The sequence below is a fragment of the Halomonas sp. PR-M31 genome, assembly GCF_001039575.1.
Lineage (GTDB): Bacteria > Pseudomonadota > Gammaproteobacteria > Pseudomonadales > Halomonadaceae > Modicisalibacter.
In genome coordinates this window covers 64609-89032 of record NZ_JIBT01000011.1, presented here as the reverse complement: position 1 = coordinate 89032, position 24424 = coordinate 64609, and the positions used below count along the sequence as shown (strand labels likewise).

Annotated in this window: 26 protein-coding genes and 2 pseudogenes; 5 read left to right on the top strand and 23 right to left on the bottom strand. The window is 57.7% G+C overall.

Annotated features, from left to right (window positions below; genetic code table 11):
- Positions 1 to 161 precede the first annotated feature (161 nt).
- Positions 162 to 1496 carry a DUF2254 domain-containing protein gene (locus tag CH74_RS04330; protein WP_048306230.1) on the top strand — a complete coding sequence of 445 codons (1335 nt, stop codon included), beginning with the start codon at positions 162 to 164 and terminating at the stop codon, positions 1494 to 1496.
- Between the two features lie 6 nt (positions 1497 to 1502).
- Here the strand turns inward: CH74_RS04330 and CH74_RS04325 are convergent, their stop codons facing one another.
- From CH74_RS04325 to CH74_RS04265, 13 genes and pseudogenes are all read right to left on the bottom strand, one after another.
- On the bottom strand, positions 1503 to 2768 hold the full coding sequence (locus CH74_RS04325; RefSeq protein WP_048306229.1) for a sodium:proton antiporter: 1266 nt from the start codon (positions 2766 to 2768) through the stop codon (positions 1503 to 1505).
- 31 nt (positions 2769 to 2799) lie between these two features.
- The gene (gene lpxL / locus CH74_RS04320) at positions 2800 to 3714 is read right to left on the bottom strand and encodes an LpxL/LpxP family Kdo(2)-lipid IV(A) lauroyl/palmitoleoyl acyltransferase (RefSeq protein ID WP_048306228.1); all 915 of its coding nucleotides are present in this window, start codon (positions 3712 to 3714) and stop codon (positions 2800 to 2802) included.
- A gap of 220 nt (positions 3715 to 3934) precedes the next feature.
- On the bottom strand, positions 3935 to 5050 hold the full coding sequence (alr, locus tag CH74_RS04315; protein ID WP_048306227.1) for an alanine racemase: 1116 nt from the start codon (positions 5048 to 5050) through the stop codon (positions 3935 to 3937).
- Between the two features lie 23 nt (positions 5051 to 5073).
- Positions 5074 to 6642 (bottom strand): TolC family outer membrane protein, encoded by a 1569-nt coding sequence (locus CH74_RS04310; RefSeq protein WP_048306226.1) that lies wholly within the window; start codon positions 6640 to 6642, stop codon positions 5074 to 5076.
- A gap of 173 nt (positions 6643 to 6815) precedes the next feature.
- Positions 6816 to 7790: an RNA polymerase sigma factor RpoS gene (gene rpoS, locus CH74_RS04305; protein ID WP_048306225.1), complete on the bottom strand. Its 975-nt coding sequence runs from the start codon at positions 7788 to 7790 to the stop codon at positions 6816 to 6818.
- Between the two features lie 128 nt (positions 7791 to 7918).
- Positions 7919 to 9187: a peptidoglycan DD-metalloendopeptidase family protein gene (locus CH74_RS04300; RefSeq protein ID WP_048306224.1), complete on the bottom strand. Its 1269-nt coding sequence runs from the start codon at positions 9185 to 9187 to the stop codon at positions 7919 to 7921.
- Between the two features lie 6 nt (positions 9188 to 9193).
- Entirely contained in the window at positions 9194 to 10123 is a 930-nt protein-coding gene (locus CH74_RS04295; protein ID WP_048306223.1) for a DUF368 domain-containing protein, read from the bottom strand.
- Entirely contained in the window at positions 10120 to 10794 is a 675-nt protein-coding gene (locus CH74_RS04290; RefSeq protein ID WP_048306222.1) for a protein-L-isoaspartate(D-aspartate) O-methyltransferase, read from the bottom strand. The genes CH74_RS04295 and CH74_RS04290 overlap by 4 nt, the downstream gene beginning before the upstream one ends.
- Positions 10772 to 11526, bottom strand: a pseudogene (gene surE, locus CH74_RS04285) (5'/3'-nucleotidase SurE). The gene CH74_RS04290 and the pseudogene surE overlap by 23 nt, the downstream one beginning before the upstream one ends.
- A 94-nt stretch (positions 11527 to 11620) precedes the next feature.
- Entirely contained in the window at positions 11621 to 12673 is a 1053-nt protein-coding gene (truD, locus tag CH74_RS04280) for a tRNA pseudouridine(13) synthase TruD (protein ID WP_048306221.1), read from the bottom strand.
- Positions 12670 to 13179: a 2-C-methyl-D-erythritol 2,4-cyclodiphosphate synthase gene (gene ispF / locus CH74_RS04275; RefSeq protein WP_172656300.1), complete on the bottom strand. Its 510-nt coding sequence runs from the start codon at positions 13177 to 13179 to the stop codon at positions 12670 to 12672. The genes truD and ispF overlap by 4 nt, the downstream gene beginning before the upstream one ends.
- A gap of 26 nt (positions 13180 to 13205) precedes the next feature.
- A complete protein-coding gene (ispD, locus tag CH74_RS04270; RefSeq protein ID WP_048306245.1) occupies positions 13206 to 13886 on the bottom strand; it encodes a 2-C-methyl-D-erythritol 4-phosphate cytidylyltransferase in 681 nt (226 codons plus the stop codon).
- Positions 13887 to 13936: 50 nt separating this feature from the next.
- Positions 13937 to 14251: a septum formation initiator family protein gene (locus CH74_RS04265; RefSeq protein ID WP_048306220.1), complete on the bottom strand. Its 315-nt coding sequence runs from the start codon at positions 14249 to 14251 to the stop codon at positions 13937 to 13939.
- A gap of 168 nt (positions 14252 to 14419) precedes the next feature.
- Here CH74_RS04265 and CH74_RS04260 point away from each other — a divergent pair, with 168 nt between their 5' ends.
- Positions 14420 to 14731, top strand: a complete 312-nt coding sequence (locus CH74_RS04260; protein WP_048306219.1) for an NGG1p interacting factor 3 protein, NIF3 — start codon at positions 14420 to 14422, stop codon at positions 14729 to 14731.
- A gap of 74 nt (positions 14732 to 14805) precedes the next feature.
- On the opposite strand, the gene CH74_RS04255 is transcribed toward CH74_RS04260, so the two are convergent.
- Positions 14806 to 15318 carry a fasciclin domain-containing protein gene (locus CH74_RS04255; protein WP_053070624.1) on the bottom strand — a complete coding sequence of 171 codons (513 nt, stop codon included), beginning with the start codon at positions 15316 to 15318 and terminating at the stop codon, positions 14806 to 14808.
- Between the two features lie 156 nt (positions 15319 to 15474).
- Positions 15475 to 16032: an NUDIX hydrolase gene (locus CH74_RS04250; RefSeq protein ID WP_048306218.1), complete on the bottom strand. Its 558-nt coding sequence runs from the start codon at positions 16030 to 16032 to the stop codon at positions 15475 to 15477.
- Between the two features lie 72 nt (positions 16033 to 16104).
- Between CH74_RS04250 and CH74_RS04245 the strand changes: the two genes are divergently transcribed.
- Positions 16105 to 16746 carry a CoA pyrophosphatase gene (locus CH74_RS04245; protein ID WP_048306217.1) on the top strand — a complete coding sequence of 214 codons (642 nt, stop codon included), beginning with the start codon at positions 16105 to 16107 and terminating at the stop codon, positions 16744 to 16746.
- Here the strand turns inward: CH74_RS04245 and CH74_RS04240 are convergent.
- The 4 genes from CH74_RS04240 to CH74_RS04225 form a co-directional block, all read right to left on the bottom strand.
- Positions 16743 to 17357: an undecaprenyl diphosphate synthase family protein gene (locus tag CH74_RS04240; RefSeq protein ID WP_048306216.1), complete on the bottom strand. Its 615-nt coding sequence runs from the start codon at positions 17355 to 17357 to the stop codon at positions 16743 to 16745. The genes CH74_RS04245 and CH74_RS04240 overlap by 4 nt on opposite strands.
- A gap of 160 nt (positions 17358 to 17517) precedes the next feature.
- Positions 17518 to 18744, bottom strand: a complete 1227-nt coding sequence (locus CH74_RS04235; RefSeq protein ID WP_082140285.1) for a CynX/NimT family MFS transporter — start codon at positions 18742 to 18744, stop codon at positions 17518 to 17520.
- Positions 18745 to 18753: 9 nt separating this feature from the next.
- Positions 18754 to 20142, bottom strand: a complete 1389-nt coding sequence (locus tag CH74_RS04230) for a heavy metal sensor histidine kinase (protein WP_048306215.1) — start codon at positions 20140 to 20142, stop codon at positions 18754 to 18756.
- The gene (locus CH74_RS04225; protein WP_048306214.1) at positions 20142 to 20813 is read right to left on the bottom strand and encodes a heavy metal response regulator transcription factor; all 672 of its coding nucleotides are present in this window, start codon (positions 20811 to 20813) and stop codon (positions 20142 to 20144) included. Before CH74_RS04225 ends, CH74_RS04230 begins: the two co-directional genes overlap by 1 nt.
- A gap of 177 nt (positions 20814 to 20990) precedes the next feature.
- Between CH74_RS04225 and CH74_RS04220 the strand changes: the two genes are divergently transcribed.
- Both CH74_RS04220 and uraH read left to right on the top strand, forming a co-directional pair.
- Positions 20991 to 21494, top strand: coding sequence for a heme-binding protein (locus tag CH74_RS04220; protein ID WP_048306213.1), 504 nt, complete (start codon positions 20991 to 20993; stop codon positions 21492 to 21494).
- A 28-nt stretch (positions 21495 to 21522) separates the two neighbouring features.
- Positions 21523 to 21936, top strand: a complete 414-nt coding sequence (gene uraH, locus CH74_RS04215; protein ID WP_048306212.1) for a hydroxyisourate hydrolase — start codon at positions 21523 to 21525, stop codon at positions 21934 to 21936.
- A gap of 129 nt (positions 21937 to 22065) precedes the next feature.
- Here uraH and CH74_RS04210 read toward each other — a convergent pair whose 3' ends face one another.
- The 4 genes and pseudogenes from CH74_RS04210 to CH74_RS04195 all read right to left on the bottom strand — a co-directional run bounded on the left by CH74_RS04210 (position 22066) and on the right by CH74_RS04195 (position 24400).
- Entirely contained in the window at positions 22066 to 22500 is a 435-nt protein-coding gene (locus CH74_RS04210; protein WP_048306211.1) for a DUF3465 domain-containing protein, read from the bottom strand.
- 81 nt (positions 22501 to 22581) lie between these two features.
- Complete coding sequence (locus CH74_RS04205) at positions 22582 to 23076, bottom strand: DUF302 domain-containing protein (protein ID WP_156181358.1); 495 nt, start codon at positions 23074 to 23076, stop codon at positions 22582 to 22584.
- A gap of 122 nt (positions 23077 to 23198) precedes the next feature.
- Entirely contained in the window at positions 23199 to 23522 is a 324-nt protein-coding gene (locus tag CH74_RS04200; protein ID WP_048306210.1) for a hypothetical protein, read from the bottom strand.
- A 105-nt stretch (positions 23523 to 23627) separates the two neighbouring features.
- Positions 23628 to 24400: pseudogene (locus CH74_RS04195) on the bottom strand (enoyl-CoA hydratase/isomerase family protein).
- Positions 24401 to 24424 lie beyond the last annotated feature (24 nt).

Genomic DNA, 24424 nt, shown 5'->3' with positions numbered 1-24424 from the left:
TTGACTGACACTTTTTGATGCAGCAACGCGGTTCGCGATGAAACGTCAACAGGCCCTAGACTGTTCGCCTAGATATGGCTTCTTCTCGATATCGGGAAGAAGCCTTTTTCATCTGTGCCGCGGGCGAAATCACAATAATATTGCGCCTAAAAGGAATAACCATGCCTTCCAAAAGCACCAATCCGTTGCAGATTCTGAAGAACTTTCGCTACAGCATTGCTTTTTTACCCAGCCTGCTTGGGTTGATCTATTTTGCGCTGGCACTCGGCATCGTCGTGCCCTACGTCGATCCAGCCGCCTTGCCGGATTTTCTCGATTGGCTCAAGTTTAAGGAGCAGGGAACTGCCAGCGCCCTGCTGTCCACCCTGATCGCCGGCATGATCTCGCTGATGGTATTCAGCTTTTCCATGGTCATGACGGTGCTGTCCCAGGCCGGCAACAACTTTTCCCACAAGCTCGTGTTTGGCCTGGTATCCGAGCGCCCCTATCAGCGGGTCTTGGGCCATTATCTTGGCACTATCCTGTTCATCCTCATCCTGCTGACCGTGCCGTTGAAAGGAGAAGTCCCAAGCCTATGGCGCTCTCTGGGCATCTATCTGGGTGTGATCATGGTGATGCACTGCCTGGGTCTGTTCGTTTTCTTCATTCATAACGTCTCCCAATCGGTGCAGATAAACGCAATCACCGCAGGTCTTTACGATGAAACCCGCAGTGCGCTTGCGCGTCTTGAATCCCGAGAGGATTCCGAGCGCTGGCGCTACTCGGGCACCTCTCCGATCATCGACGATGCAAGCCATGCGGTCCTCTCCAACTACAGCGGTTATATTCAGCAGTTGGATCTCGAGGCGGTGGCCAAGCTTGCCGAGCGTATCGACGGGGTCGTGCACATCAACTTTTCCTTTGGCGACTACACCGTCAAGGATTTCCCTTTATTCAAGGTCGAAAGCCCCGAGCCGCCTGGTGATAAATGGCGGGCATCGCTGTTGGGTGAGTTGGTCTACGTTCAGGGCGAATCCCCCGGCGATATTTATCGAGATGGACTGACCCAACTAATGGAAATCGCCATCAAGGCATTGTCACCGGGCATCAATGATCCGGGCACTGCGCGGCTGTGCATTCATCAATTGACCGGACTTTTGACCCGACGGCTCAACCTCACCCCTTGCAACATGCTCACCGACGAAAAAGGCCATACGCGAGTGACCTGGCACGAGGAACGCTTCGATAGCCTGCTGTACCGGGTATTTTCGCCTATCTTCACCTATGGCAAGGAGGATCTGAGCATCAATATGGCGCTATTGCAGGCGCTAAAAACGTTATCCTTGTACGCCGGAACGGTGGAGCTCGATGCGCTCCAGGCCCATGCGCAACGCGTCATTGGCGCCCTCGAAGGACTTGCCCGAGACAGTCTGGATCGTCAATTCATCAACGAGCGCTTGAATAACGGCGAGCACCGCCTGGATTTGCCGACGCTGCTGCCCGTTCCTCAACCTTGACGAGTGCTACTCGTGATGCCGTGTCGGCAGGGAGAGAGGGAGCTCCGTCGTCTTCTGATGCTCTGGCGCGTTTTGATGCTTTGCCTGATCCACATAGTGGCCGTAGCGACGACTCAAGGGCGCCGCGGAGAAACCGTGCAAATAGATACTCAGTAAAATGGTCCAGGCCGCTACGACGAAGACGATATGGGCACCGGGCACTCCGGTGGCTTCTGCGATCAGCACTGCGTACACGATCGACGCCAATCCCCGTGGCCCGCCCCAGCCGATAAAACCGATGCTTGCCGGCGCCAGACCGCTTCCCCATAAAGAAATGGCTACCGCCAAGGGGCGCACGATCAGCAGGCTGGCCAGGGCGTAGGCAATGATCTGCCAGCTGACATCCGATAAAACATTGACCGCAATGATAGAGCCAAACAGCAAGAACGTGATGAGCGTCAGCAGCTGACCTTCCGCTTCCGCAAAGCCAGTGGTACGAGGCAACAGCGAGCGTGCCGAGGTACCCACTGCAATCCCGGCGCTGAAGGCGGCCACGAAGCCGTTGCCTCCGAGCCATTCCGCGCCGGCATAGGCGATGACCGCCAGGGCAATGGTCGCCAGACGCTGAGTCGTATCCGTAGTCCAGTCTCGATCGGCACTCCACTCAAGCACGCGCCCTCCAAGCCAGCCGGTCAATCCTCCTACCGCCATGCCAATACCGACCAGGGAAACGAACAGCACCACATAGCCCCCCAGGGAGCCGGTGTCGTGTCGTGCCACATCGAGTAGCACGGTGATGAAAGGCACTGCCAGACCGTCATTGAGGCCGCTTTCCACGTTCAAGGTCTGGCGAATGCGCTTGGGCACCGCATTGTTGCTGACGAAGGCCTGGCCCAGGGCGGCATCCGTGGGTGCCAGAGTCGCGGCGAGTAGCGCAATCGCGCCAATAGTAAGCCCTGGCAGCAACAGCCACCCCACTCCGGTGCCGATCACTATCGCTAGCGGCAAACCAAATCCCAACAGGCGCAGGGCCAGACTGTGTTCTTTCCACACCGTGCGCACGTCCATCCGCGAGGCATCGGTGAACAGCACCACTACCAGAGTGGCCTCGGCAAGAACGCTGATGGTCTCGTTTTCAACATCGAAATGAAGGATGCCCAGAAGCCCGGGGCCCAGGAGAATGCCGGCGGTAGTGAACACCATGGGTAGGGTAATGGGAGTGCCTTGCAGACGACCGGCCAGCAGTCCGAAGGCCAGTACGGCCAGGGCGACGACGCCTATGTTCGCATCCATGCGTTTTCCTTTTTTCAATCATTGCTAGCTATCAATAAACGCCCGGCTCTCCTGGCGGTCGTGTCTTGAAGCGCCGATGCAGCCACAGATACTGCGCTGGATGACGTCGAATCGCCGCTTCGATGACCGCATTGATACGGGCCGCGTCCTCGACTTCATTGCCGCTGGGAAAATTTTCCAGGGCCGGCAGGTATTCCAGGGTATAGGTGCGATTATCCGGATTGCGGTGAAAGATCAAAGGCATGACCGGGGCGCCGGTCATGCGAGCGATCTTGCCGGTGAGTTTGATGGTGGCGGCTTCGACGCCAAAAAACGGTGCAAACACGCTGGCTTCGCGACCAAAGTCCTGATCCGGTGAGTACCACACCGCGTGGCCATTCTTGATACGTCGCACCACTCCTCTCAGGTCGTGGCGATCGATGGCCGCACCAAAAATATGACGACGCGCCCGGGTCATGAAGCGCTCGAACAGGGCATTGTCGTGGGGTCGATATACCACATCCGCAGGAAAGAACAGCGAGTGCAGCGCACCACCTAGATCAAGCGTGGAAAAATGAATGCCGATGATCAGCGCCCCCTTGCCCTGACTCATGGCCTGCTGCATGTTCCTCTCGCCTTTGAAGGTGACGCGATGGCGCAGATGCTCTGGATCGCGACACCAGCCGGTAGCGGTCTCGAGAATACCGATACCGTTGGCAATGAAGGTCTCACGGACAAGACGTGCATGGCGCGCCTCATCGAGTTCGGGAAATGCCAGACGAAGATTGGTTTCCGTGATATGGCGCCGACGCTTGGCAAAGCGCCAGGCCATGAGACCGATCATCTTGCCAACCCAAAGCTTGAGGGGCCAGGGCAACCAGGCCCCGACACGCATCAGGCCAATGGCAAGCCAGGTGGGCCAGTAATTGGGCATCAGAAAGGAAATGTTGGAAGGAGTCTCTGCCATGCGCCGCGTCGCTTGTCCTGTCGCCGATGTCAAAGCGGACTATTGTAGCGGGCTGAGGCGAGCACGTCAGGCGTTTGCTTAGAACCTATTTACGATCTGCTGCGTGTCGGCCATACATCGTTAAATTCGGTCTTAAATACTCATTCACACTAGTAAACTCCGTTTTTTCGCCCGAATTTGCCTCGTCTGGCTCTAACTCGCTAAATCGTAAAATGGGTTCTTATACCGCTTCGTTCCAATCCTCAAAATAGTGGCGCGGCACCCTCGGCAACAGGCCGGTCAGAAGGGTATAGCTGATGGTATCGCAATGACGGGCCACCTCATCTACGGACAGCACTGCCCCGCTTTCATCCTTCCCCCATAGGATGACACGACTGCCGATACCCGCGTCAGGCAACCCGGTGATATCCACCGTGAGCATGTCCATCGAGACCTTGCCCGCTAGCATGCTACGCTGACCATCGATCAATACCGGCGTGCCGTCCCGGGCATGGCGATCATAGCCATCGCCATAGCCCGCTGCGACCACACCGATTCTGGAAGGCGCCGGGGTTATCCAGCGTCCGCCATAGCCCACCGGCTCTCCTGGGCCAAGCTCCTGCACTGCAATGATCTCGGAGCGTAGCGTCATCACCGGCCTGAGGCCGCGACTGGCATCGTTGGCGCCTTCCAGGGGATCGCTGCCGTAAAGCATGATGCCTGGGCGATTCCAGGCACCGTGGGACTCTGGCCAGGCCAAGGTGGCCGGCGAATTGGCCAGGCATGTAGGCGCGTTCAACGCGGTTGCCCAATCGTTCAAAAGCTGCAATTGACGTTGAAAATAGCGCGGCTCCAGCGCATCCGCAGTGGCGAAATGGCTCATCAGATGCAAATCACACACCCGATCCGGCGCATCCAGCAGACGCCGCCAGATACCTTCGAGACTCTGCTCGGAAAAGCCCAGACGATGCATGCCGGAGTCCATCTTGACCCAGACCGGTATCGGCCGGTCAGGGCGATAGGCCATCAAGGCCTCGACCTGCCATTCACTGTGAACTGCCGTCCATAATCCCAGCGACTCGATCAGCGGCAGCTCGTCGGCCTGGAAAAACCCTTCCAATAGCACGATGGGCTTGTCGATACCGCCCTGGCGCAATGTCTGAGCTTCTTCGATACAGGCCACTGCAAACGCCGGCGCCAGATCATTGAGGGCTTGAGCACAGGCTAGGGCACCATGGCCGTAGGCATCCGCTTTGATCACCGCCAAGGACTGACTGTGGGGCGCAAGCCCCTGAGCCAGAAGATAATTATGGCGCAGCGCGTCCAGATCTATTTTGGCGATTAAGGGACGACTCACGACTCAGGGCTCCTTGGCGGCCATTAGCGCGATTGCGGCGCGGTGGGCCGCTGGCCGATGTTCATGAGAGCGTCGTCGTCAACGTCTTCCGCAGAGAAGTCCAGGTTGACCGACAAATCCTCTCTCAACCAGTCGTTGAGTGCACGAATGTCACGAACGTCCAGCACGCCGGCGGCCTGGCGCAGCTCTATCAGATCCGTCACATAGTCGTAGCGGGATTCTGCATAGTTGGCCAGCGCATCGTAAAGATTCTGTTCCGCGTCGAGCACGTCGACGATGTTCCGCGTCCCCACTTCGTAGCCGGAGCGCGTTGCCTCGAGGGCGCTGCGGTTGGAAATGATAGCTTGGCGGCGGGCCTCGACGGTGGACACGTCGTTATTGACCTCCGTCAGCAGTGAGCGTACCTGCTGTACGGTTTCGCGGCGCTGGGACTCGAAGTCGTACTGACTTGCTTCCAGGCGATAGCCTGCCTGATTGACCTGGGCGCTGGTCTTGCCTCCGGTAAAGATGGGCACGTTAGCCCTCAGCCCTACCTGGCCAGCGGAGTTATGGCCGTCCAGATAATCGATATCGGTTTTGGAATAGTCGTAGCGCACGAAGGCGTCAAGGGTGGGCAGATGCCCTGAACGGGCAATGTCCACATTGCGATTGGCAACGTCGATCGCCGCCTGGGTTGCCAGAAGCGTCGGGTTGTTTTCCATGGCCAGAGAAGTCCAAGCCTCTCGCGTATCCGGCAACGGCGTTTCGATGGGTAAATCCTCCGAAAGCCCCTCGATGCTGTCGTAACGCTTGCCGGTGAGGCGCTCGAGTCGTTCGAAACTGACCTGAAGATCGCTACGTGCCGCGATGCGTTCGGCGCGAGCCAGATCCGCCGACGCCTGCGCCTCTTGAACGTCGGTAATGGCGATCAATCCCACCTCGAACTGCTCCCTGGCCTGTTCGAGCTGGCGCCCGATGGCCTTCTCTTGAGCAATCCTGGACTCCAGAATGTCCTTGGCTCGCAGTATTTCGAAATACGCTTGGGATGTCTGGGAGATCAACTCCTGACGGTCGCTGAGCAACGAGAACCCCTGTTGATCGATCTCCTCCTCGGCGCGTTTCAGTTCGAACCAGTTCCTGGCATCGAAAATTGCCTGGGTGGCTTCCACGCCAATGCTGGTCGAGTTGTAATTGTCATCACTAGGACTGCCTGCAGACGAGAAGCCGCCAGGACCGCCAGCGCCCCCACCTGCCCCTGTCCCTCCGCCTGCAGTTCCACCACTCGAGGCGCCGCCGCCTGTACCGCCCGCAGAAGAACCCGCTGCCGCCGAGCCGGCAAAAGAGCTTTCTTCATAGGTCTTGTTGTGAGCGGCACTGGCATTGGCCCCTATCTGGGGCAGCAGATCACCCCGCTGCACATTGCGCTCTTCCTCGACGCTGCGGTAGGTCGAGACCGACGATGCCAGATCAGCACTGTTTTCCAGAGCGTCGCGAGTGATGGTTATAAGATCCGCCGCCTGAACCTGGGAAGACAGCATGACCGCCGCCGCTAAGGGCAGCAGCGTGCGGTGTAATCTATGGGTATGCGGAAGAAGAGCACCTGAAGAGGGCATCGACGTTATCCTTTCTAAGCCTATGCGGAGTGATACATACAATGACGCATGTTTCCCTGCTAATCAATGCTTCGAGTCAAGACTCATGTGAGAAGCATTGCTTTGAATAAATCAGAATGACGAACGCGAGCCTAAGGCTCGCGTTCGTCATCTTCAGTACTTTGAACTGCCGCTTACTCGAAGATAGCTTCCAGAGTCAGATTCTGCTTCTCGAGCACCCGTCGCAACTTCTTGAGCGCCTCGACCTGAATCTGACGCACCCGCTCCCGAGTCAGGCCAATCTCTTCGCCGACTTCTTCTAGGGTCGAAGCTTCATGACCATGCAGACCAAAGCGGCGCACGACCACTTCCATCTGCTTTTCGGTCAGCTCCACCAGCCAATCATCGACATGTTGCTTGACATCGATGCTGACCAAAGAGGATTCGGGGCCGCATTCGTTTTCGTCCGCCAGAGTCTCGATCAGCGGCTTGTCGCTTTCACCGCCTAGCGGATAATCCACGGAGGATATGCGTTCGTTGAGCCCCAGCATCTTCTTGACCACGCCCACGGGCTTGTCGAGAAATTCGGCAATCTCTTCGGCGGTCGCTTCGTGATCGAGCTTCTGGGTCAACTCCCGGGCGGCGCGCAGATAGATATTGAGTTCCTTGACCACGTGAATGGGTAGACGAATGGTGCGCGTCTGGTTCATCAATGCGCGTTCGATGGTCTGGCGAATCCACCAGGTGGCGTAGGTCGAAAAGCGAAAGCCACGTTCCGGATCGAACTTTTCCACGGCCCGGATCAGGCCAAGATTGCCCTCCTCGATCAGATCGAGCAGCGATAGCCCACGATTGAGATAGCGTCTTGCGATCTTGACCACCAGACGCAGGTTGGATTCGATCATGCGTTGACGCCCTGCCGGGTCACCGCGTTGGGCCAGGCGTCCGAAATGAACCTCTTCTTGCGGTGTCAGTAGGGGAGAAAAACCGATTTCATTGAGATAGATCTGAGTAGCATCAAGACTTTGATGATAGTTGTTTTCTTCGCGGCTCAGCGCTTTTTCAAATGCCGCCTCTTCCTTGGCCTCCACACCGTCAACGATGACCTCGACCTCGTCATCCACATCATTGAGATCAACTTCTTGAAGATTCCTTTCAAGCATACTCATGTCACTACCCCGTTATCTGCGTGGAAAAGAGTCATTGACCGGCTCTGTTGTTCTTATGACCCGTCCTGGCGCGATCGCCGACTCCGGGAGCACGACGATCGTCCTTTTCCTGCGATGAGATTCCCCCTCTAGCGTCGCGGTAGAAACTTGAGAGGGTCTTGAGGCTGGCCATCCTGACGCACCTCGAAGTGCAGCTTGACACCATCGGCATCGGTATCGCCCATGGTGGCAATCACTTGTCCGGCTTCGACAACGTCGTTTTCACGCACCTTGAGACTGTCGTTGTAAGCGTAGGCACTCAAGAAACTATCGTTATGCTTGAGTAGAATTAGATTGCCGTAACCGCGTACTCCATCGCCTGCGTAGACTACGATGCCAGGACCCGCTGCCTTGACAGGTTGCCCCTTTTGACCCGCGATATCAATGCCCGCGGTAATACTTGAACCATCGCTGAAACGGCCTACTAGCTGCCCCTCAACAGGCCATTGCCAGGGCACGTCTTCCACGGGGGTATAGGTGCGCTGCTGGGCCGAGGGCGCATCCGCACCGCCGGCCACTGCCGTGCCGGCGTCCGCTGCCGGGCCAGTAACCGTCGCTTCTTCCGAAGAAGCCGATGGCCGTGTATTGCTGGCTGTAGGTTGCCGCTCCGTTTGATTGGCTTGCTGAGTGCCTCGCTGGTTGTCTTGTGAAGCGCCCTGGGCATTTTCGTTGCTCCTGGCCGCACTCTGGCGATCCGACGGCTGCGAGGCGGCCTGGTTACGCTGACGCGCCAACTGCTCGCGCTCGGCACGATCTTGGGCACTCAACTGCCCATCGGCCCCGGGTGTACCGTAATTGTAGATCGGCCCTTGACCGCCGGTGCCTTGCCCTTGTTCGGCATTGGCAGGCGTTTGTTCGTTCGATGAGGAAGATCGTGCAGGCTGAGCCGAGGCTGCCTGGGGGGAAGATTCATTCGAGGAGGACTCCATGGGACGACTGGTCAAGCGCCGGTTGCGCTCGATGGCCTCGGTGTCCGGTGCCAGCCAATCCGGCGCCTGGGTACCGGATACCCCTGCCGCCCCTGCAGCGCCGGCGGCCACACCATTTTGAGCCATGCGGGGATCCGTTGTGGCAGGGCCACCATCAGGAGCAGCCTGTCCATTTCCATCAAGCTGCAGTACCTGTCCCGGCTGCAGGCGATACGGTGGCGTGATGCCATTGATCTTGGCCAGATCGCGAAAATCCATGTTCTGTCGCCAGGCGATGCCATATAGGGTATCGCCTTGTTGAACGGTTACACTCTCGCCACTCTGGGCCTCCCGAGCCACGGACAGATCGCGTACGTCGGGACTGGTATTGGGTCCGGCGCAGCCAGCGACTCCAAGCGCCAGTGCGGTTACGAGAAAAGCCTTGCGCATAGGGATTCAATCCTTTTCGGAAGATAACGGGGAGCGCTCGCCGACCATCAATACCAGCAGCAGCCCCAGCGCCATGAGTACAAGCCCCGGCAGTAGCTGAGCCGAATCACCCGTTAGCGACGCATAATCGCCGGGCAACAGGTAGCGATAGTCGAGCGGTATCATTTGTTCATCGGGACCGAGACGATAACTGACCAGCTCCCGCCAAGGCCAGAGCAAAGGCAGCGAACCTATGATGAAACCGACGAGAAGCTGTAACGTGAGGTCGTGAAAATGTCGAAAAAGCCAGGCAAGCAAGCGCGAGAAAAAGAACAGGCCCAGGGCACAGCCTGCGCCAAATTGCAGAATCAGGACGACATCGAAACTCTTGATGCCTTCCATGACCGTACCGTAAAGCCCCATGGCCAGTAGTAAAAAACTGCCGGACACGCCGGGAAGCAGCATGGCGCTGATGGCGATGGCCCCGCCCACCACCAGGACCAAATCACCGAAACCCGCCATCAGTGGCATCACCGCGGGAAGCGTTTGAGCCAATAGCAATCCGATGACAAGCGGCAGCAGGTACCACCAGCGCCAGCTATCGATCTGGCGTCGCACCACGATTGCCGAGGCCGCCACCAGCCCAAAGAAGAAGGCGTTGAGCAGTACCGGATGCGCGTCGAGCAAGTAAGTGACCAGATGCGCCACGCTAATCAGACTCGCCAGTATTCCTGCCACCAAGGGTACCAGAAACGCTAGATTAAGATGTTCGATCAACCCGGCCATGCCATGTCGACGCCAGGCACCAAAGGCATCGGGTCCGAAACGACGAATGGTGAAAATCAGCTCTTCATAGATGCCGGTCACGAAGGCAATTGTGCCTCCGGATACTCCTGGCACCGCATCGGCGGCGCCCATCCCAGCTCCCTTGAGAAATAGCGCCAGCGCTCGTTTCAACGTATGACCCCTTCCAGAAGCGGCACGAAGCGCACTTGCTCGAGCCGCTGATATTCATAAACATTGCCGTGGCGCTGCACCCGAGTCAGCCATTGGCTACCGTCACTGTCTTCCAGCGGTGCAATGAGAACGCCGGTATCGCTCAACTGTGCCAATAATGCCTCAGGAAGCTCACTTGCACAGGCAGTCAGCAAAATCACATCGAAAGGCGCCGCCTCGGGCCAGCCATGAGCGCCATCACTCAATCGCAAGCGGGCATTATAAGCCCCTAAACGAGCCAGGCGAGAACGCGCTCGAGTATGATGCACTCGGATGCGCTCAAGGGACCAGACCTTGTTCACCAACCTTGACAGAATCAGAGTTTGATATCCCGAACCGGTACCGATTTCCAGAACCTGGGTTGGTTCTTCTTTTAACACCAGCTCACTCATGCGCGCTACCATCCAGGGTTGAGACAGCGTTTGTCCATGACCGATGGGCAGGGAGGTGTCTTCATAGGCACGATGAGACAACGCCTCATCCAAAAACAAATGACGCGGTTCTCGGGCCATGATTTCCAGGACCCGTTGATTGCTGATACCGGCATCCACCAACCGCGCGATCATCCGATCCCGGGTTCGCTGAGAGGTCATGCCGATACCGCTGAGCTCACCCGGTTCGTGACAACGCATCCAGCCATCCTTGCACGTCTTTGAGCGCTGTGTGTCGGGTCAAATCGGTCTGCAGCGGCGTAATCGACACATAGCCTGCCTCGATGGCCGCGAAATCGGTATCCGGCCCATCGTCTGCATTGTCGCCCGCAGCGGCAATCCAATAGCGTACCCGCCCGCGCGGGTCCTTGACCTCCAACGGCCGTGTTGCCGGCCCACGATACCCCATTCGGGTCACGCGAAACCCCTGCAGTTCTTCCCAGGGCACATCCGGCACATTGACATTGAGCAGGCTGCGCGGTGGCAGTGAAAGCGATCCTGCCGCGCCCACCAGGCTCGCGGCAACCCGGCCCGCGGTCTTGAAATGACGCGAACCGACCAAGGACATGGCAATGGCAGGCATGCCCAGGTTGCGCCCCTCCATGCTGCCGCCACGGTGCCTGAATAAAGTACGTCGTCTCCCAGGTTGCTGCCGTGATTGATGCCTGAGATGACCAGATCCGGCTTCTCGTCCCAAACCCCATTCACCCCGAGATAGACACAGTCCGCCGGCGTCCCGTCGACGCTGTAGAATCCATTGTCCAGGGCCGTGAGTGCCAGGGGACGAGTCAGAGTGAGGGAATTGCTGGCACCGCTCTTGTCCCGATCCGGCGCAACTACACGCAGTCGTGCATGGGCGTTCAAGGCGTCATAGAGCGCCCGCAGGCCCGGGGCATGCACCCCATCGTCATTGGATAGCAATAGCTTGCGCATCGCTCCTCCTGAAGTTGTTACGACGTTTATCGTCGCAACGGCTTTCGTTGTTCATAAATAGCCCATAAGCGATCCGTCGAACCTCAATCGGTCATCAAATGAGCGTCGGGTGGCGGATCAGCTCTCGTAGCACCGCAGTGGCAAAAGCCCCACGCGGCAGCTCGAAACCCAGGACCAGATTGTCTTCATCGTGAGACACCGTCGGCGCGCCGAGAACGACTCGAAGCGCTCGACGGGCCAAGCGTACGCCGGCGCCTTCGAGCCCTTTGCACAAATCAGCATGCTTATCGCCCAGTTGCTGCTCGTAGCGTACAGCTTGATGCTGTGCTAGAGAGCCGCCAGTACCCCACAGCACGCCGGTAGGATGCAGGTCGAGCCTTAAGGCTCGTTCTACAAGGGTTTCATCATGCTGCTGCGTTACGAACTGACTGGCACTGCCGTCGAGCATCAGCACATCGCCGGCAAGGGGCGTGGCCCAATTGTTCTCGGCTACCCGCCGGGCAAGCAGTTCGTTGAACAGATAGCTGCGGGCGCTCGAGAGCATCATGCCTTCCCGATCGTCGCGTTTGCGCCAACCGCGTCGCAGAACGTCCCTTGCACGAAACAGGTTGCGCCCGTCAGGCCCGAAACGCTGGGGCCCAAAGTAGTTGGGTACACCCCGTTCGCAAAGCGTTTGCCAGTGCGGCTCTAGAGCGGGGTGATCGACGATCGCACCGCTCAACCGCAGGGTGAAACGATTGGCCCGATGAACGCCCCGCTTGAGTTTGCGGGGATGACGATGCTGCTCGAGAATCCGTACCGGCGTATCCCCCAGGCGCCCGATGAGATCCGCCGGTGCTTCACGTCCGGGCAGATGCACCGACAGCCACTGGCGCGTCACCGCCACCCGATCCTTCATTCCCGAAAACCCCATCTGGCGTGGCGTCACGTCGCAGGCTCTGGCCAGCCGTCGGGCCAGTTCCAGCGTGGTCAACTCGCGTTTTTCCACCCATAGCCAAAGATGCTCGCCGTGACCTTCCGGCTGGAATCCGAGACACTCCTCGACGAAGAAATCCTCCGGTGCCCGGCGATAATCTCCATCGGTAAGCGGTCCGCCATGAGCGCAAGGCCAGACAGGTGGCCAGATGGCATCGCTCGTTTCGGTCACCGCATCATCTCTGAGTTGACATCCATGGTGTCACGCTTGAACAACACCACCACCGCATTTGCCGCCATTCCTTCTTCCCGACCAGTAAATCCCAGCCGTTCGCTGGTAGTCGCCTTGACGTTGACCGCCTCCAGGGTCACTTCCAGATCCGCTGCCAGGGTGGCATTCATGGCACCAATATGAGATGCCAGCTTGGGCGCCTGAGCGATGACCGTGGCATCCAGATTGCCCAGCCGATAGCCGGCTTCCTTTACCAAGCTCAACACATGACGCAGCAAGGCACGACTATCGGCGCCGGCCCAGCGCGGATCGGTATCGGGAAAATGCCGTCCGATATCCCCCAGGGCACAAGCGCCGAGCAGTGCATCGCATACCGCATGTATCAGTACATCTCCATCGGAATGTGCGATGAAGCCGCGGCGATAGGGAATACGCACTCCTCCGATCACCAGATGATCGCCTTCGCCGAAGGCATGTACATCGAATCCATGGCCGATACGAATCATGTAAGTTCCCTATTCATAGCAATCTCCTACTCATTGCAATCATCTACCTCGCCCCTGGCGATCTCTTTCGCCTGGGCCGCTAGAATATGCGCCGCCAGCATCAGATCTTCCGGATGGGTGATCTTCAGGTTGTCACGCCGACCCGCAATCAGACGGGGCGCCAGGTCTTGGGCCTCGATAGCCGATGCCTCGTCGGTCACTTGAATATCGTTATCGAGCGCGCTGTGAAGCGCCTCGCGCAACAGGCCATAGCGAAACCCCTGAGGCGTCAATGCATGCCAAAGCCCATCTCGAGATTCGGTGGTAGCCACCCTGCCCGCTTTATCCGCACGCTTCATGGTGTCCGCTACGGGTACCGCCAGAAGCCCCCCGATAGGCTCATCGACAAGCGTTTCAAGAAGACGCTGCAAGTCATCAGGGTGTACACAGGGACGCGCCACATCATGCACCAGCACCAGATCGTCTTCAGACGCCAAGCGGGCCAAATCGTCAAGTGCCTGCAACACCGAATTCACTCGTTCGGCGCCCCCGGCAACCCGTTGCCAATCGCTGAAGGGCACCCAGCGTGGATCGAACCAGGCATCGTTTTCATCCAGACACAAACACAGTGATGCCTGGGGGTAAGCGTGATGCAGGCGTGCCAGGGTATGGGCCAGAACGGGTTTTTCATCGATGGGAAGATACTGTTTGGGGCGATCGGCACCCATACGCTGACCTTGACCGGCGGCGGGCACGATCAGCCATAATCTCTCGGCCGTCACTGCTTCCCTCCGGTAGAAGATGAAGCCCCTTGAGTTTCTACATCCGGTACCCAGAAAAATTGCTCGTCTTCGCGAACCATGCCGATATCGCTACGCGCCCGCTCATCGATGGCGTCAAGCCCATTCTTGAGATCGACGACCTCTGCCGCCAAACGCTGATTATTGGCTAGAGATAGGGCGTTCTCTGCGGCCAGCGCGTCGGTTCGGCTGCGAATATGGGCCAACTCTCGCAGCCCCCCTTCGCCAAACCACAGGCTATACTGCAGCAGGACGAACAGACCCGTCAGTACGATTGCGAGCCACTTGAGCATCGTAATATCCCGTTCGTTCGCAGAAAGAAAAATTGCAGGCGCATTGCCTAAAATACCGACGCCATTATGCCATCATCCCTGACGCTACGCAGGCCAATTAGCGCTTGAAAATCACCACGACTCTTTCTCAACAGCATTTCAAAGACCCCACGATCTCTGGAGCAATTCATGTATAAATTGGCTTTTTTCGTCCCTTTCGATGCGGCTGAAGCCGTCAAGGAAGCGGTCTTTTTGAGTGGCGCGGGGCGCATCGGCAATTATGAAGCCTGCTGCTTTCAGACCCGTGGCAGCGGACAGTTTCGTCCGATCAAGGGCGCTGAACCCCACATCGGTAGCGTCGACGAACTGGAACACGTGGAGGAGATAAAGGTGGAGCTGGTATGCAGCGATGAAGTGATAGCAGATGCGGTAGCCAGGCTCAAGGCCGCTCATCCTTATGAGGAGCCTGCCTATGAAGCATGGAAGCTGGCAGATTTCTGAGTTCAAAAAAACGCCTCTCTAAATGTGCATGGAGAGGCGGTTTTTGACGACCATACTGGCGTTGGAATCTTTGCTTATTCGGGCATCAGCACCGCGTCGACGGCGTGAATCACACCGTTGCTGGCCTCGACGTCCGCCTGCACTACCTTGGCATTATCGTTGATCATTACCGTCTCGCCTTCCATGGAGATACTCAGATCCCCTCCTTCGACGGTGGTCACCGAGTCTCCATCACTGAGATCCGACGCCATCATCTCTTCCGGCACGACGTGATAGGTCAGTAATTTCTGCAGCTGCTCCTTGTTTTCCGGCTTCAAAAGATCCTCTACCGTGCCTTCCGGCAAGGCATCAAAAGCATCATCCGTGGGTGCAAACACGGTGAAGGGCCCCTCTCCTTTGAGAGTATCGACCAGATCCGCTGCCTTTACCGCCGCAACCAGAGTGTTGAACTCCCCCACGCTTGCCGCCGTATCGACGATGTCTCTCTCGCTATCTCCTCCGCTGCCTGCCAATACCGCACCAGAAAGCATCAGCCCTGCCAATCCTGTACCGAACCACCGAGTTGCCGTACGTGCATAAGCATTCATTTCTGCTCACTCCTCGAGAGTAATGATTGCGGCATCATGGGTTTTCCTTTCATCACACTGTGCCGCACAATGCCTATACAGATTAGTCTAGCTGTAGAACTATTGCACAACATTTTCTGCGCTGGTGCGCATTTTTCCTGTGTTGCGCCTGCCGGTTCAGGCGCTGCCGAAGTAGCGTTCACGATCGTCACGACCGATATCACTGATATGCAAAGGAAAGACGCCTTCTTTGCGATCGCCGAAGTAGTGATGCAAAGTGCGTTCGATAGTAGGGAAAGCCAGCTCGTTCCAGGGAATGTCCTGTTCATCGAACAGCGCCACTTCAAGACTTTCCGGTCCTGAAGCAAAATCACTGGTTAGATCCGCACGAAAAATCATGTAGACCTGATTGATATGCGGCAAGTTGATCAGGGTATAGAGATCGTGAATCTTGACCTTGGCACAGGCTTCTTCCAGGGTCTCTCTCGCTGCAGCCTCGACGGTGGTTTCAGCGTTTTCCATGTAGCCCGCGGGTAGTGTCCAGTACCCCTTACGCGGCGAAATGGCCCGTCGGCACAGGAGTACGCGGCCATCGCGAATGGGGAGAGTGCCGGCAACGATGCGTGGATTCTGATAGTGGATGGTGCCGCAAGCGTCACACAGATAGCGAGGCCGATCATCGTCTTCAGGAATGGCGAAACGTACAGCATGCCCGCAATGGCTACAGAAGTTCATTAATACCTCACGCGCGTCACTTGACGCTTTTCCAGGGGCTGAGTACAAGTAGTGAAACTCAATGGAAGCTCCATGTTAGAGAAACTCTACGAACGCCTGCAAGCACACACACCGCGCAAATTGGGACTGGCCCTGTCTCAGGCTGCGGTACTCATCCCTATCGTCGATCGCCCGGAACCGACGCTGCTCTTCACCCGCCGGGCGGCCCATCTCAAACAGCACGGCGGTCAGGTCGCCTTTCCTGGGGGTAAACGCGAGCCTGACGATCCCGATTTATTGACCACCGCTCTACGCGAGGCCGAGGAAGAAATCGCCCTTGCGCCTAAGCAAGTAAGGCTGTTCGGGCGTCTTAGCGATTTGATCTCGCTGCATGGCATTCGGGTGACACCCTTTGTGGGGGTGATACCCGCAGATCTGCCACTGCGCCCGGAGTTCGGTGAGCTGGATGTTATTTTCGAAGCGCCGCTGGCGATGTTTCTCGAGGATCGTCGTAGCCATACCGATGTAATCCAGATCGGTGAACGATCGCTCTACGTACCCAGCTACCAGGAAGGCGAGCATGTGATCTGGGGGCTTTCCGCAATGATGCTAGTGGAGCTACTAGCAGTCGGATTTGGTCGATCGATCAGCCTCGATCGACCCCCGGACGGCAGCCGACTCAACCATCGATTGGATGCCCGGCAACCGCTGTTCAAGGGCGATACTAATTCCTAACCCCCCAGGGTCTGATCCTGGTGCTTGAACCAGGCCAGCGCCTGATCGAGATGTCCGGGCTTGAAGTCCGGCCAGTAATCATCGACGACGAAGAAATCGGCGTATACGGATTGCACCGGCAGGAAGCCGCTAAGCCGACGCCCGCCTCCCCAGCGCACGATCAGATCCAGCTGGGATACGTCCCGAGAGCGAATTTCCCCTTCCTTGAGTCCATCCAGATCCCACTCCCAGTGGTAGTTCGCCAGAAAATTCACCTTGATGCCCTGGCCCTGGCGAGTCTGGAATTCACGCAGCTCATCCGGCAACTGCTTGGAGCCGTACTTACCCACCACCAGCAGGGCCGCACCGCGTCGGGCGATCTCGAGGGCGAACTCGACGCAGGCAGAGCGAAAAGCCTGGATCTGCGGCGACGCTCTTTTGGTGTTGTCCTGGGTGAAGCCATACACGGAGACTTCGGGAATACCCAGTTGCTTACACTGCTCGAACAGAGCAAGCCCAGGCTCGATGCCAAAGCGATAGCCCTCTTCCTTGGAAAGCCCCCGCTGTACGGCCCAGCGCCGATTGCCGTCCGGGATGAAACCTACATGATTGGGCAGAGCACGTTTTGCCATTCTTCTCGATCCATCGAATTGTCACGTTGTACACGTTGCCGTTTGTCGAAAACCAATATGAACCGGCCTTACGCGGCGAGGAATACTGCTAATTGTCGTCAGGCCTGCAGTATGATTGCCGCCCGACGCGTGGTGCAAGCGCTGAGCATCCACGTTAAGGTCAGGCCTGCTCCAAGCCGAGCTTCTCGTACTGGGAAGGCCTGAAAACCAGGGTCAGCGCCATCATGGCGGCTGCCCCCAGGGCCAGCATTATCCAGACTGCAATAAAATTGCCGGTAGCTTGGCGCAGAGCGCCGCTCACCCAGGGTGACATGGCATTGATCATGAAACCGATTCCCTGCATGAAGGCAGCAAGTTGCCCTGCGATGTGCGGTTCGGGGTGATGATCAAGCGCCAATATCAAGCCCAAGCCAAAGCAGGCACCCAGTCCGAAGCCTGCGATCGCAATCCAGATCAGTGCCCCGGGGCCCGGTAGAAGGATCAATCCCAGATAACCGATCAGCTGTGCCAGCAGGCTCACACTCAACAACATACGACGGTCTATACCGCGTTGGCGTTGAGCAAGCATTGGCATGGTCAACGCCGCCATTACCTGGAATATCGTCATCCAGGCCAATAGTAAACCACTGTGAGACGTGTTCCACCCCAGCTGCTGGTAATAGGCGGGAAGCCAGGCAATGACGCTGGAATATCCGGCATTGATGATGCCGAAATAGAGCGCCAGCACCCAGGCGCGTGGAAAACGCCAGAGCCGGTTGGCGGCGACAGGGGAGCGACTGCCGCGCGGCTGGGCCACTTTCCACAGCCAGCCTGCCAAGGCGATCACCGCGGGAATGAACCATAGTCCCACGCCCAGGGACCAGGAATCCGTTTGTGCCGCAATACGCGGGCTGAGCCAAGCGGCCAAACCACCCCCGCTCATCAAGGATGCGGAATAGATGCCCATGGCAAGGGGCACGCGCCCGGGAAAGTCGCGCTTGATGCGCCCGGGCAGCAAGGTCTGAATGATGGCGATACCCACACCGCCTATCAGCGCCGTGACAAGTAGCGCTGTCCCGCTTGGGTTGATGATGCGAATCAGGCACCCGAACAAGATGAGCATCAATCCGAGAGAAACACCTCGCCCTTCCCCAAGCCGGGCCGCCAGCCTGGCGCTCATCAAGGCAACCAATCCCATGCACAGGAAGGGCAGCGTGGTGAGCAAGCCAACCGCCTGGAAGCTCATGCCGGTATCGGCTCTTATAGCTCCTTGCAGCGGGCTGATGGAGGCAATCAACGGCCGCAGATTGAGCCCCAGCATTACCAGCAGCGCCAGTCCACCCAGCAAACCAAAGGACGATGTTACGCTGCCCTCTTTAGTCAAATCCGTATCGTTTCGAAGATTCATGACGCTCTTTCAGATGTCCTTTTCCGGCATTTTGCCCCTATCCTTCGGCAACGAAAGGACGAAGGTAGTACCACTGGTACGGCTTTCGACACTGATGCTGCCCCCGTGCCACTGAGCAATTGAGCGTACGATCGCCAACCCCAGCCCGCCGGAATCCCCTGCCCCGGTGCGGGCCGGATCGCAGCGATAAAAACGCTCGAAGATACGGGCTTGATCCACGGACTCGATGGGCTCTCCCTCGTTGTGAACCCTGATCGCAACATGATCGTCTATTACATCACTGGCGATGCGGATGGACGTTCCCTCACGACCATAGCGCAAGGCGTTGGCAAGCAGATTAGCCAGGGCTCTGCGCAGCAGGTCAGAATTTGCCCGGAGGGTACCGCTGGCCTGGTTGACGAGGGCGCGGTCATCCTCCTCCGCCATTCCTTCGAAGTACTCACATAGCTGCTCGACAAGCTGGGCAATATCGATGTTTTCCTTCGTCATTGTCGCCGATGGGCTTTCGGTACGAGCTAGAAACAACATACTGTTTATCATGCGGGACAGCCGCTCGTACTCCTCGATATGGGACGCCAGCAGATACTGATAGTCTTCCGTCGGTCGTTCTTGGCGCAGCACTTGCTGAGTGTGCCCGAGCAAATTGTTCAGCGGTGTGCGCATTTCATGGGCAAGATCCTCGGAAAAACGCGAAAGCTGGGCAAACCCCTCCTCCAAACGAACCAGCATCTGATTCAGGGCGCTACTCAAAAGGCGCAGCTCTTCGACGTCGCTATCGCTTTCCAAGCGTAGATTGAGATGCTGAACGTCGATGGCCTTGGCTCGCCTGGCAAGCCGGCGCACCGGGCGCAGCCCGCGCCGACTCACGGCCCACCCCAGTAAAGAGGCCAACAAGGCACCTACGCCCAACGCCATCCCTAAGGTGAAGCGATAGTCCGCCAGCATCTGATCCCGCTCATAAAGCAGCTTGCCCGCCACCATGGTGAGTCGCTTGCCCTCCTGCTCCACGCTCTGCCACGCCAGACGAGCCCGCGGCGAGCCAGGATAATCCCCCAATCGCACATCCTTCGATTCCGGCAGGTTCGGAGCTGACAGATTCGCCGGATTGACCTCGATCAGCGCCTGCCCCTGAGCATCCAGAATCCACAGCAGACTTTCGCGGTTACCCAGCATGTTGGCATAAAGCTGCGGACGACGACGCAGTGCCGCAACGCTTTCACCGTCCTCGAGCAGGACTTCCATGCGCTCTAGCCGTCCCATCAGCATCTGGTCATCCCGCCAAGCGATCTCTCGGGTCAATGACTGATAGAGATAGAAGCCGATGCTACCCAACAGCAGCAGGCTGACCAAGGCGAACATCAGGGCCAGACGAACGCTCAACGACCGTGGCCAAGGCATCAGCTTGGCACCTCGAGGACATAACCCATCCCTCGCACCGTATGGATCAGCTTGGTGTCATAAGGATCGTCGACCTTGGCCCTCAATCGTCGCACCGCCACCTCGACCACGTTGGTGTCGCTGTCGAAGTTCATCTGCCACACCTGAGAGGCAATATAGGTACGCGACAGCACCTCGCCTTCTCGCTCCAGCAGTAGATGCAGCAGCGCAAACTCCTTGTTGGTCAAGGTCAGTCGCTCTTCCTTGCGCACCACTCGCCGACGCAGCACGTCCATGTGCAGATCCGCCACCTGGAAATGCTCTGACTCCCGGGGCGGCCCACGGCGTAGCAGGGTGCGCACCCGAGCCAACAGTTCGACGAAGGAGAAGGGTTTGATCAAGTAATCATCCGCTCCGAGCTCAAGCCCTTTGACGCGATACTCCACTTCGTCTCGGGCCGTGAGGAACAGCACCGGTGTCTGATGTCGGCGGCGAATGAGCTTGAGAAGCTGCCAGCCATCGAGCCCCGGGAGCATCACATCGAGAATGATCAGATCGAATTCGAACTCCTCAATGAGGTGCTGGCCGTCATGACCGTTTCGTGCCACGTCCACCATATAGCCGGACTCACTCAATCCCTTGCGCAGATAGTCGGCAGTCTTGACTTCATCTTCCACCACTAGAATGCGCATATCACTGACTCGTCGGAAAGGGCTTGGTTTACGGGGCTGGGTCGAAGGGACTTTATCGAAACAGGCAAGGCTAGCCGGATTGGCTCATCTTGCCCATTACAAAGTTGTAATATTCACGTAAGGGGTTTGACGAGAGCCCGATGCCACAATGGTGCCAACATCAATCGGGAGATATCCATGACCCTACGACTTGCCAGCCTGTCTTTACTTGGCGCCACGCTACTTGCTGGAACCGCCATGGCGGATTCTACGCCGGGCCTTCAGCACCGAGACATGTCCCTGGCGCTGGCCAACCAGCTGGTGGATGCGACCCTTGACGCCTGTCACAGCGATGATCGCACTGCCGTTGTCGCGGTCCTGGATCGCGGTGGCAATCTGGTGGCTCTACAGCGTGACGACAACATTGGTCCGCACAACACGCTGGCGGCTCAGCGCAAGGCCTACACCTCCATTTCCACCAAGTCGACCAGCCGCAAGATGGCCGAAATTGCGCAAAACGATGCGTCCTCGGCTAATCTAACGACCATCGATGAGCTGTTGCTGCTCGGCGGCGGTGTGCCGGTTCGTGTAGAAGATGAAGTCATCGGCGCCATCGGTGTTGCTGGCGGCGGCGGTTCCGCCGTTGATGAAGGCTGCGCCATGCAAGCTCTTGAAAACGTATTACCCAACCAGAAGCAATAATAGCAAACACTTGTTTTAGGAGAAGCAGATGAAAACACTATCCTCACTCATTGCCGGTATCGCGCTGTGTGGCGCTGCCACCCTGGCTCAGGCCGCCGACAATCCCTTGAGCGTACACGTGCTCAACATCCAGGACGGCAAGCCCTCCGGCGGCGTCGACGTGATCCTGGAAAAGCAGACCGATAGCGGCTGGGAAGAGCTCAACCAGGCGACCACCGACGAAAGCACCGGACGCATCAGCGCCTTGTTCCCCGAAGACCAGGAGTTCGAGTCCGGCGTCTATCGCGTGACCTTCGAGACCGGCGACTACTTCGACGCCCAGGGCACCGAAACCTTCTTCCCGGACATCCCGGTACCGTTCAAGGTCGAGGACACCGACCAGCACTACCACATTCCACTGCTGCTGAGCCCTTACGGCTACTCCACCTATCGCGGCAGCTAAGACAGTGCCCCAGGCTCTACCGATGGTAGACGTCGCCTGACAAGAAACCGCCCCGGACCAGTAAATGGCCGGGGCGTGTTTTATCCAGGGCCTTTGTCAGCCCGGGAGTAAGCGTTTGCTGACAAAAGACTATTGATAAATCTTTCCTTCGTGCTTCAACCACCCGTTCACATGGCGACCGCCGGGATCACGGTGGGTCCAATGCACGACCCCACCTTTTGGATTCCATTCGTATTCGCCATGGAACTCGACGGTATCGCCCTTGCGCAGTGCATCGATACGCGATGACAGATCGATGTTGTGTGCTATCAGCAGCGTTTGCCCAGTGGCAAGCTCGAGAATGAATCTTTGATGACGACTGCCCTGTCTATCATCGGGAAGCAGATGAACGACGACGCCCGAGCCGGCCACCTGCAGATCGCTTTGTCGATTCTGGAAAGCGTTGGTGATTTGCTGATCGCCGGTAGCACTTTGTTGTGTAAAAACCTGCGCAAAATGGGAGTAGTTCTTAAAAACCCCATGCAAGGTAAAGCCGATGATCAGGGCAATGAGCAGTTTTTTCATTTTCAATTATCAACCGACTTCAATGACAGAAACGATATCTACGAATGTTGGCGTCCCCGCTACTACGGCCATTTCAGCATGTTATTGCTGCAAAGCATCCTTGGCGACTTTGGCGAAATCATGTTCGAGTTCGTCGGCCGCCTGAGCAAGCTCCTGACCGCCCTCCTCCATGTAGGGTTCATAGACATAAGAAGGCAGCTTGTAGGACAGGGTGGCCGTGCCATCTGGGGCTTCGGTGACATACATGCGAATGGGTGCTTCGATCATCGCCGCCGTGGACAGCTTGAGAATCCGCACCGCGTATTCGTTATTGAACAGGCCAATGACCCGGTTACCCGGAATATCGATACCGCGCTTGGCAGCCGCCTGGGTCGGTCCGGCTTCAGTAACCACACCAAGCGCGCTATCTCGTGCAGCGGCTTTCACCGCATCAACAAGCTCCTGATAGCCCTTGTCGCTATGATGCACCGCCCAGCCCTCGCGCTGGCTGACCGTTGGAATCTCCTGGGCGAAAGCCGCATAGGCGGGAGCGAACAGCAGGCCGCCTAACACCGCGGAAGCAATAAGTTTACGCATTGAAAATTCTCCTTTTAGAATGATACTTCCTTGTTTCACTAAGTGCTTATAGAAGACACGATCTCTTTCTTCTAGCCCGGCGTCTTTACTGCCAATGCGTTTTGGCCAACGCATGCCCTGGATCAACGAGAATCGGCCTGCTCGGCATACCAGTCGGCATAGGGCGTGTTCTTGGCCATGTGGCGATTGAAGTCCATGGCGCCATCCGTCCACCAGACTGGGCCGCGCTCGCCTAACGCGACTTTGGCGGCATCCACGGCTTTTCTCGCGGCAATAAGGCGCTCTTCATCTTCCGCGTCACGGGCGGCTTTCACTTCACGCCGCGCCGTCATCAAGTCCTGTACCAGCGCCCCACGCTCATGTTCGGGCAGGTGGGGGTTACTCGCTCGCCAGAGACGACCGCGAACGACGATATATCGGCCATCCGGCGTGATAGGGGGTTTCAAGTCATGCCGCCTTTCAATGTCTGAAAAAGATATCCTGTGCAAAATAGAGAAGCGACCCTGGCATTACCGCCGAGGCCGTTCCTCTATCAGTCATACCAAGCTGATTCAAAAATTCGGCTTGCGCTTCTCGACGAACGCGCCCATGCCTTCACTTTGTTCTTCACCGGCAAAGCCAGGGCAAACAGACTGGTTTCGAGTGCCAGGGCACTGTCCAGGTCCTGATCCATGCCGTCGTAGATGGCCTGCTTGGCAGAGCGAATTGCCTGACGGCCGTTGCCGGCAAACTGCTGGGTGAGCTCTTCCGCCACGGCGTCAAGCTCGCCCGCCGGCACCACGCGATTGACCAGGCCAATGCGCAGGGCCTCGGCGGCATCGATCTTGCGCCCGGTGGTGATCAGATCCAGCGCCAGGGCAGAGCCGACCCGGCGTGGCAAGCGCTGGGTGCCACCGAAGCCGGGAATCACCCCCAGGCCCACTTCCGGCTGGCCGAAGATGGCATTGTCGCTGGCGATGGCCCAGTCGCAGGCCAGGGCCAGTTCGCAGCCGCCGCCCAAACAGAAGCCGTTGACCAGGGCTACCACCGGCACGGGTAAATGCTCAATTCGTTTGACCGTGGTCAGGGCCTGACTGGCGAACACCCGCGCTTCTTCCGGGGTCTTGTCACGCATCTCGCTGATGTCGGCGCCGGCAACGAAGGATTTTTCGCCGGCCCCGGTGATCAAAACGGCGCGCAGATCACTGCGCTGTTCAAGCTCCACCAGTACCTTGTTCAGCTCGGTGATCAGGTCAGAATTCAACGCATTGAGTGCCTTGGGACGATTCAGGGTCAGGCGCACCACGCCTTCCTTTTCGGTCACGTCGATCAGCTTGTCGCTCATGAAGCCTCCTTATTCATCGCTATG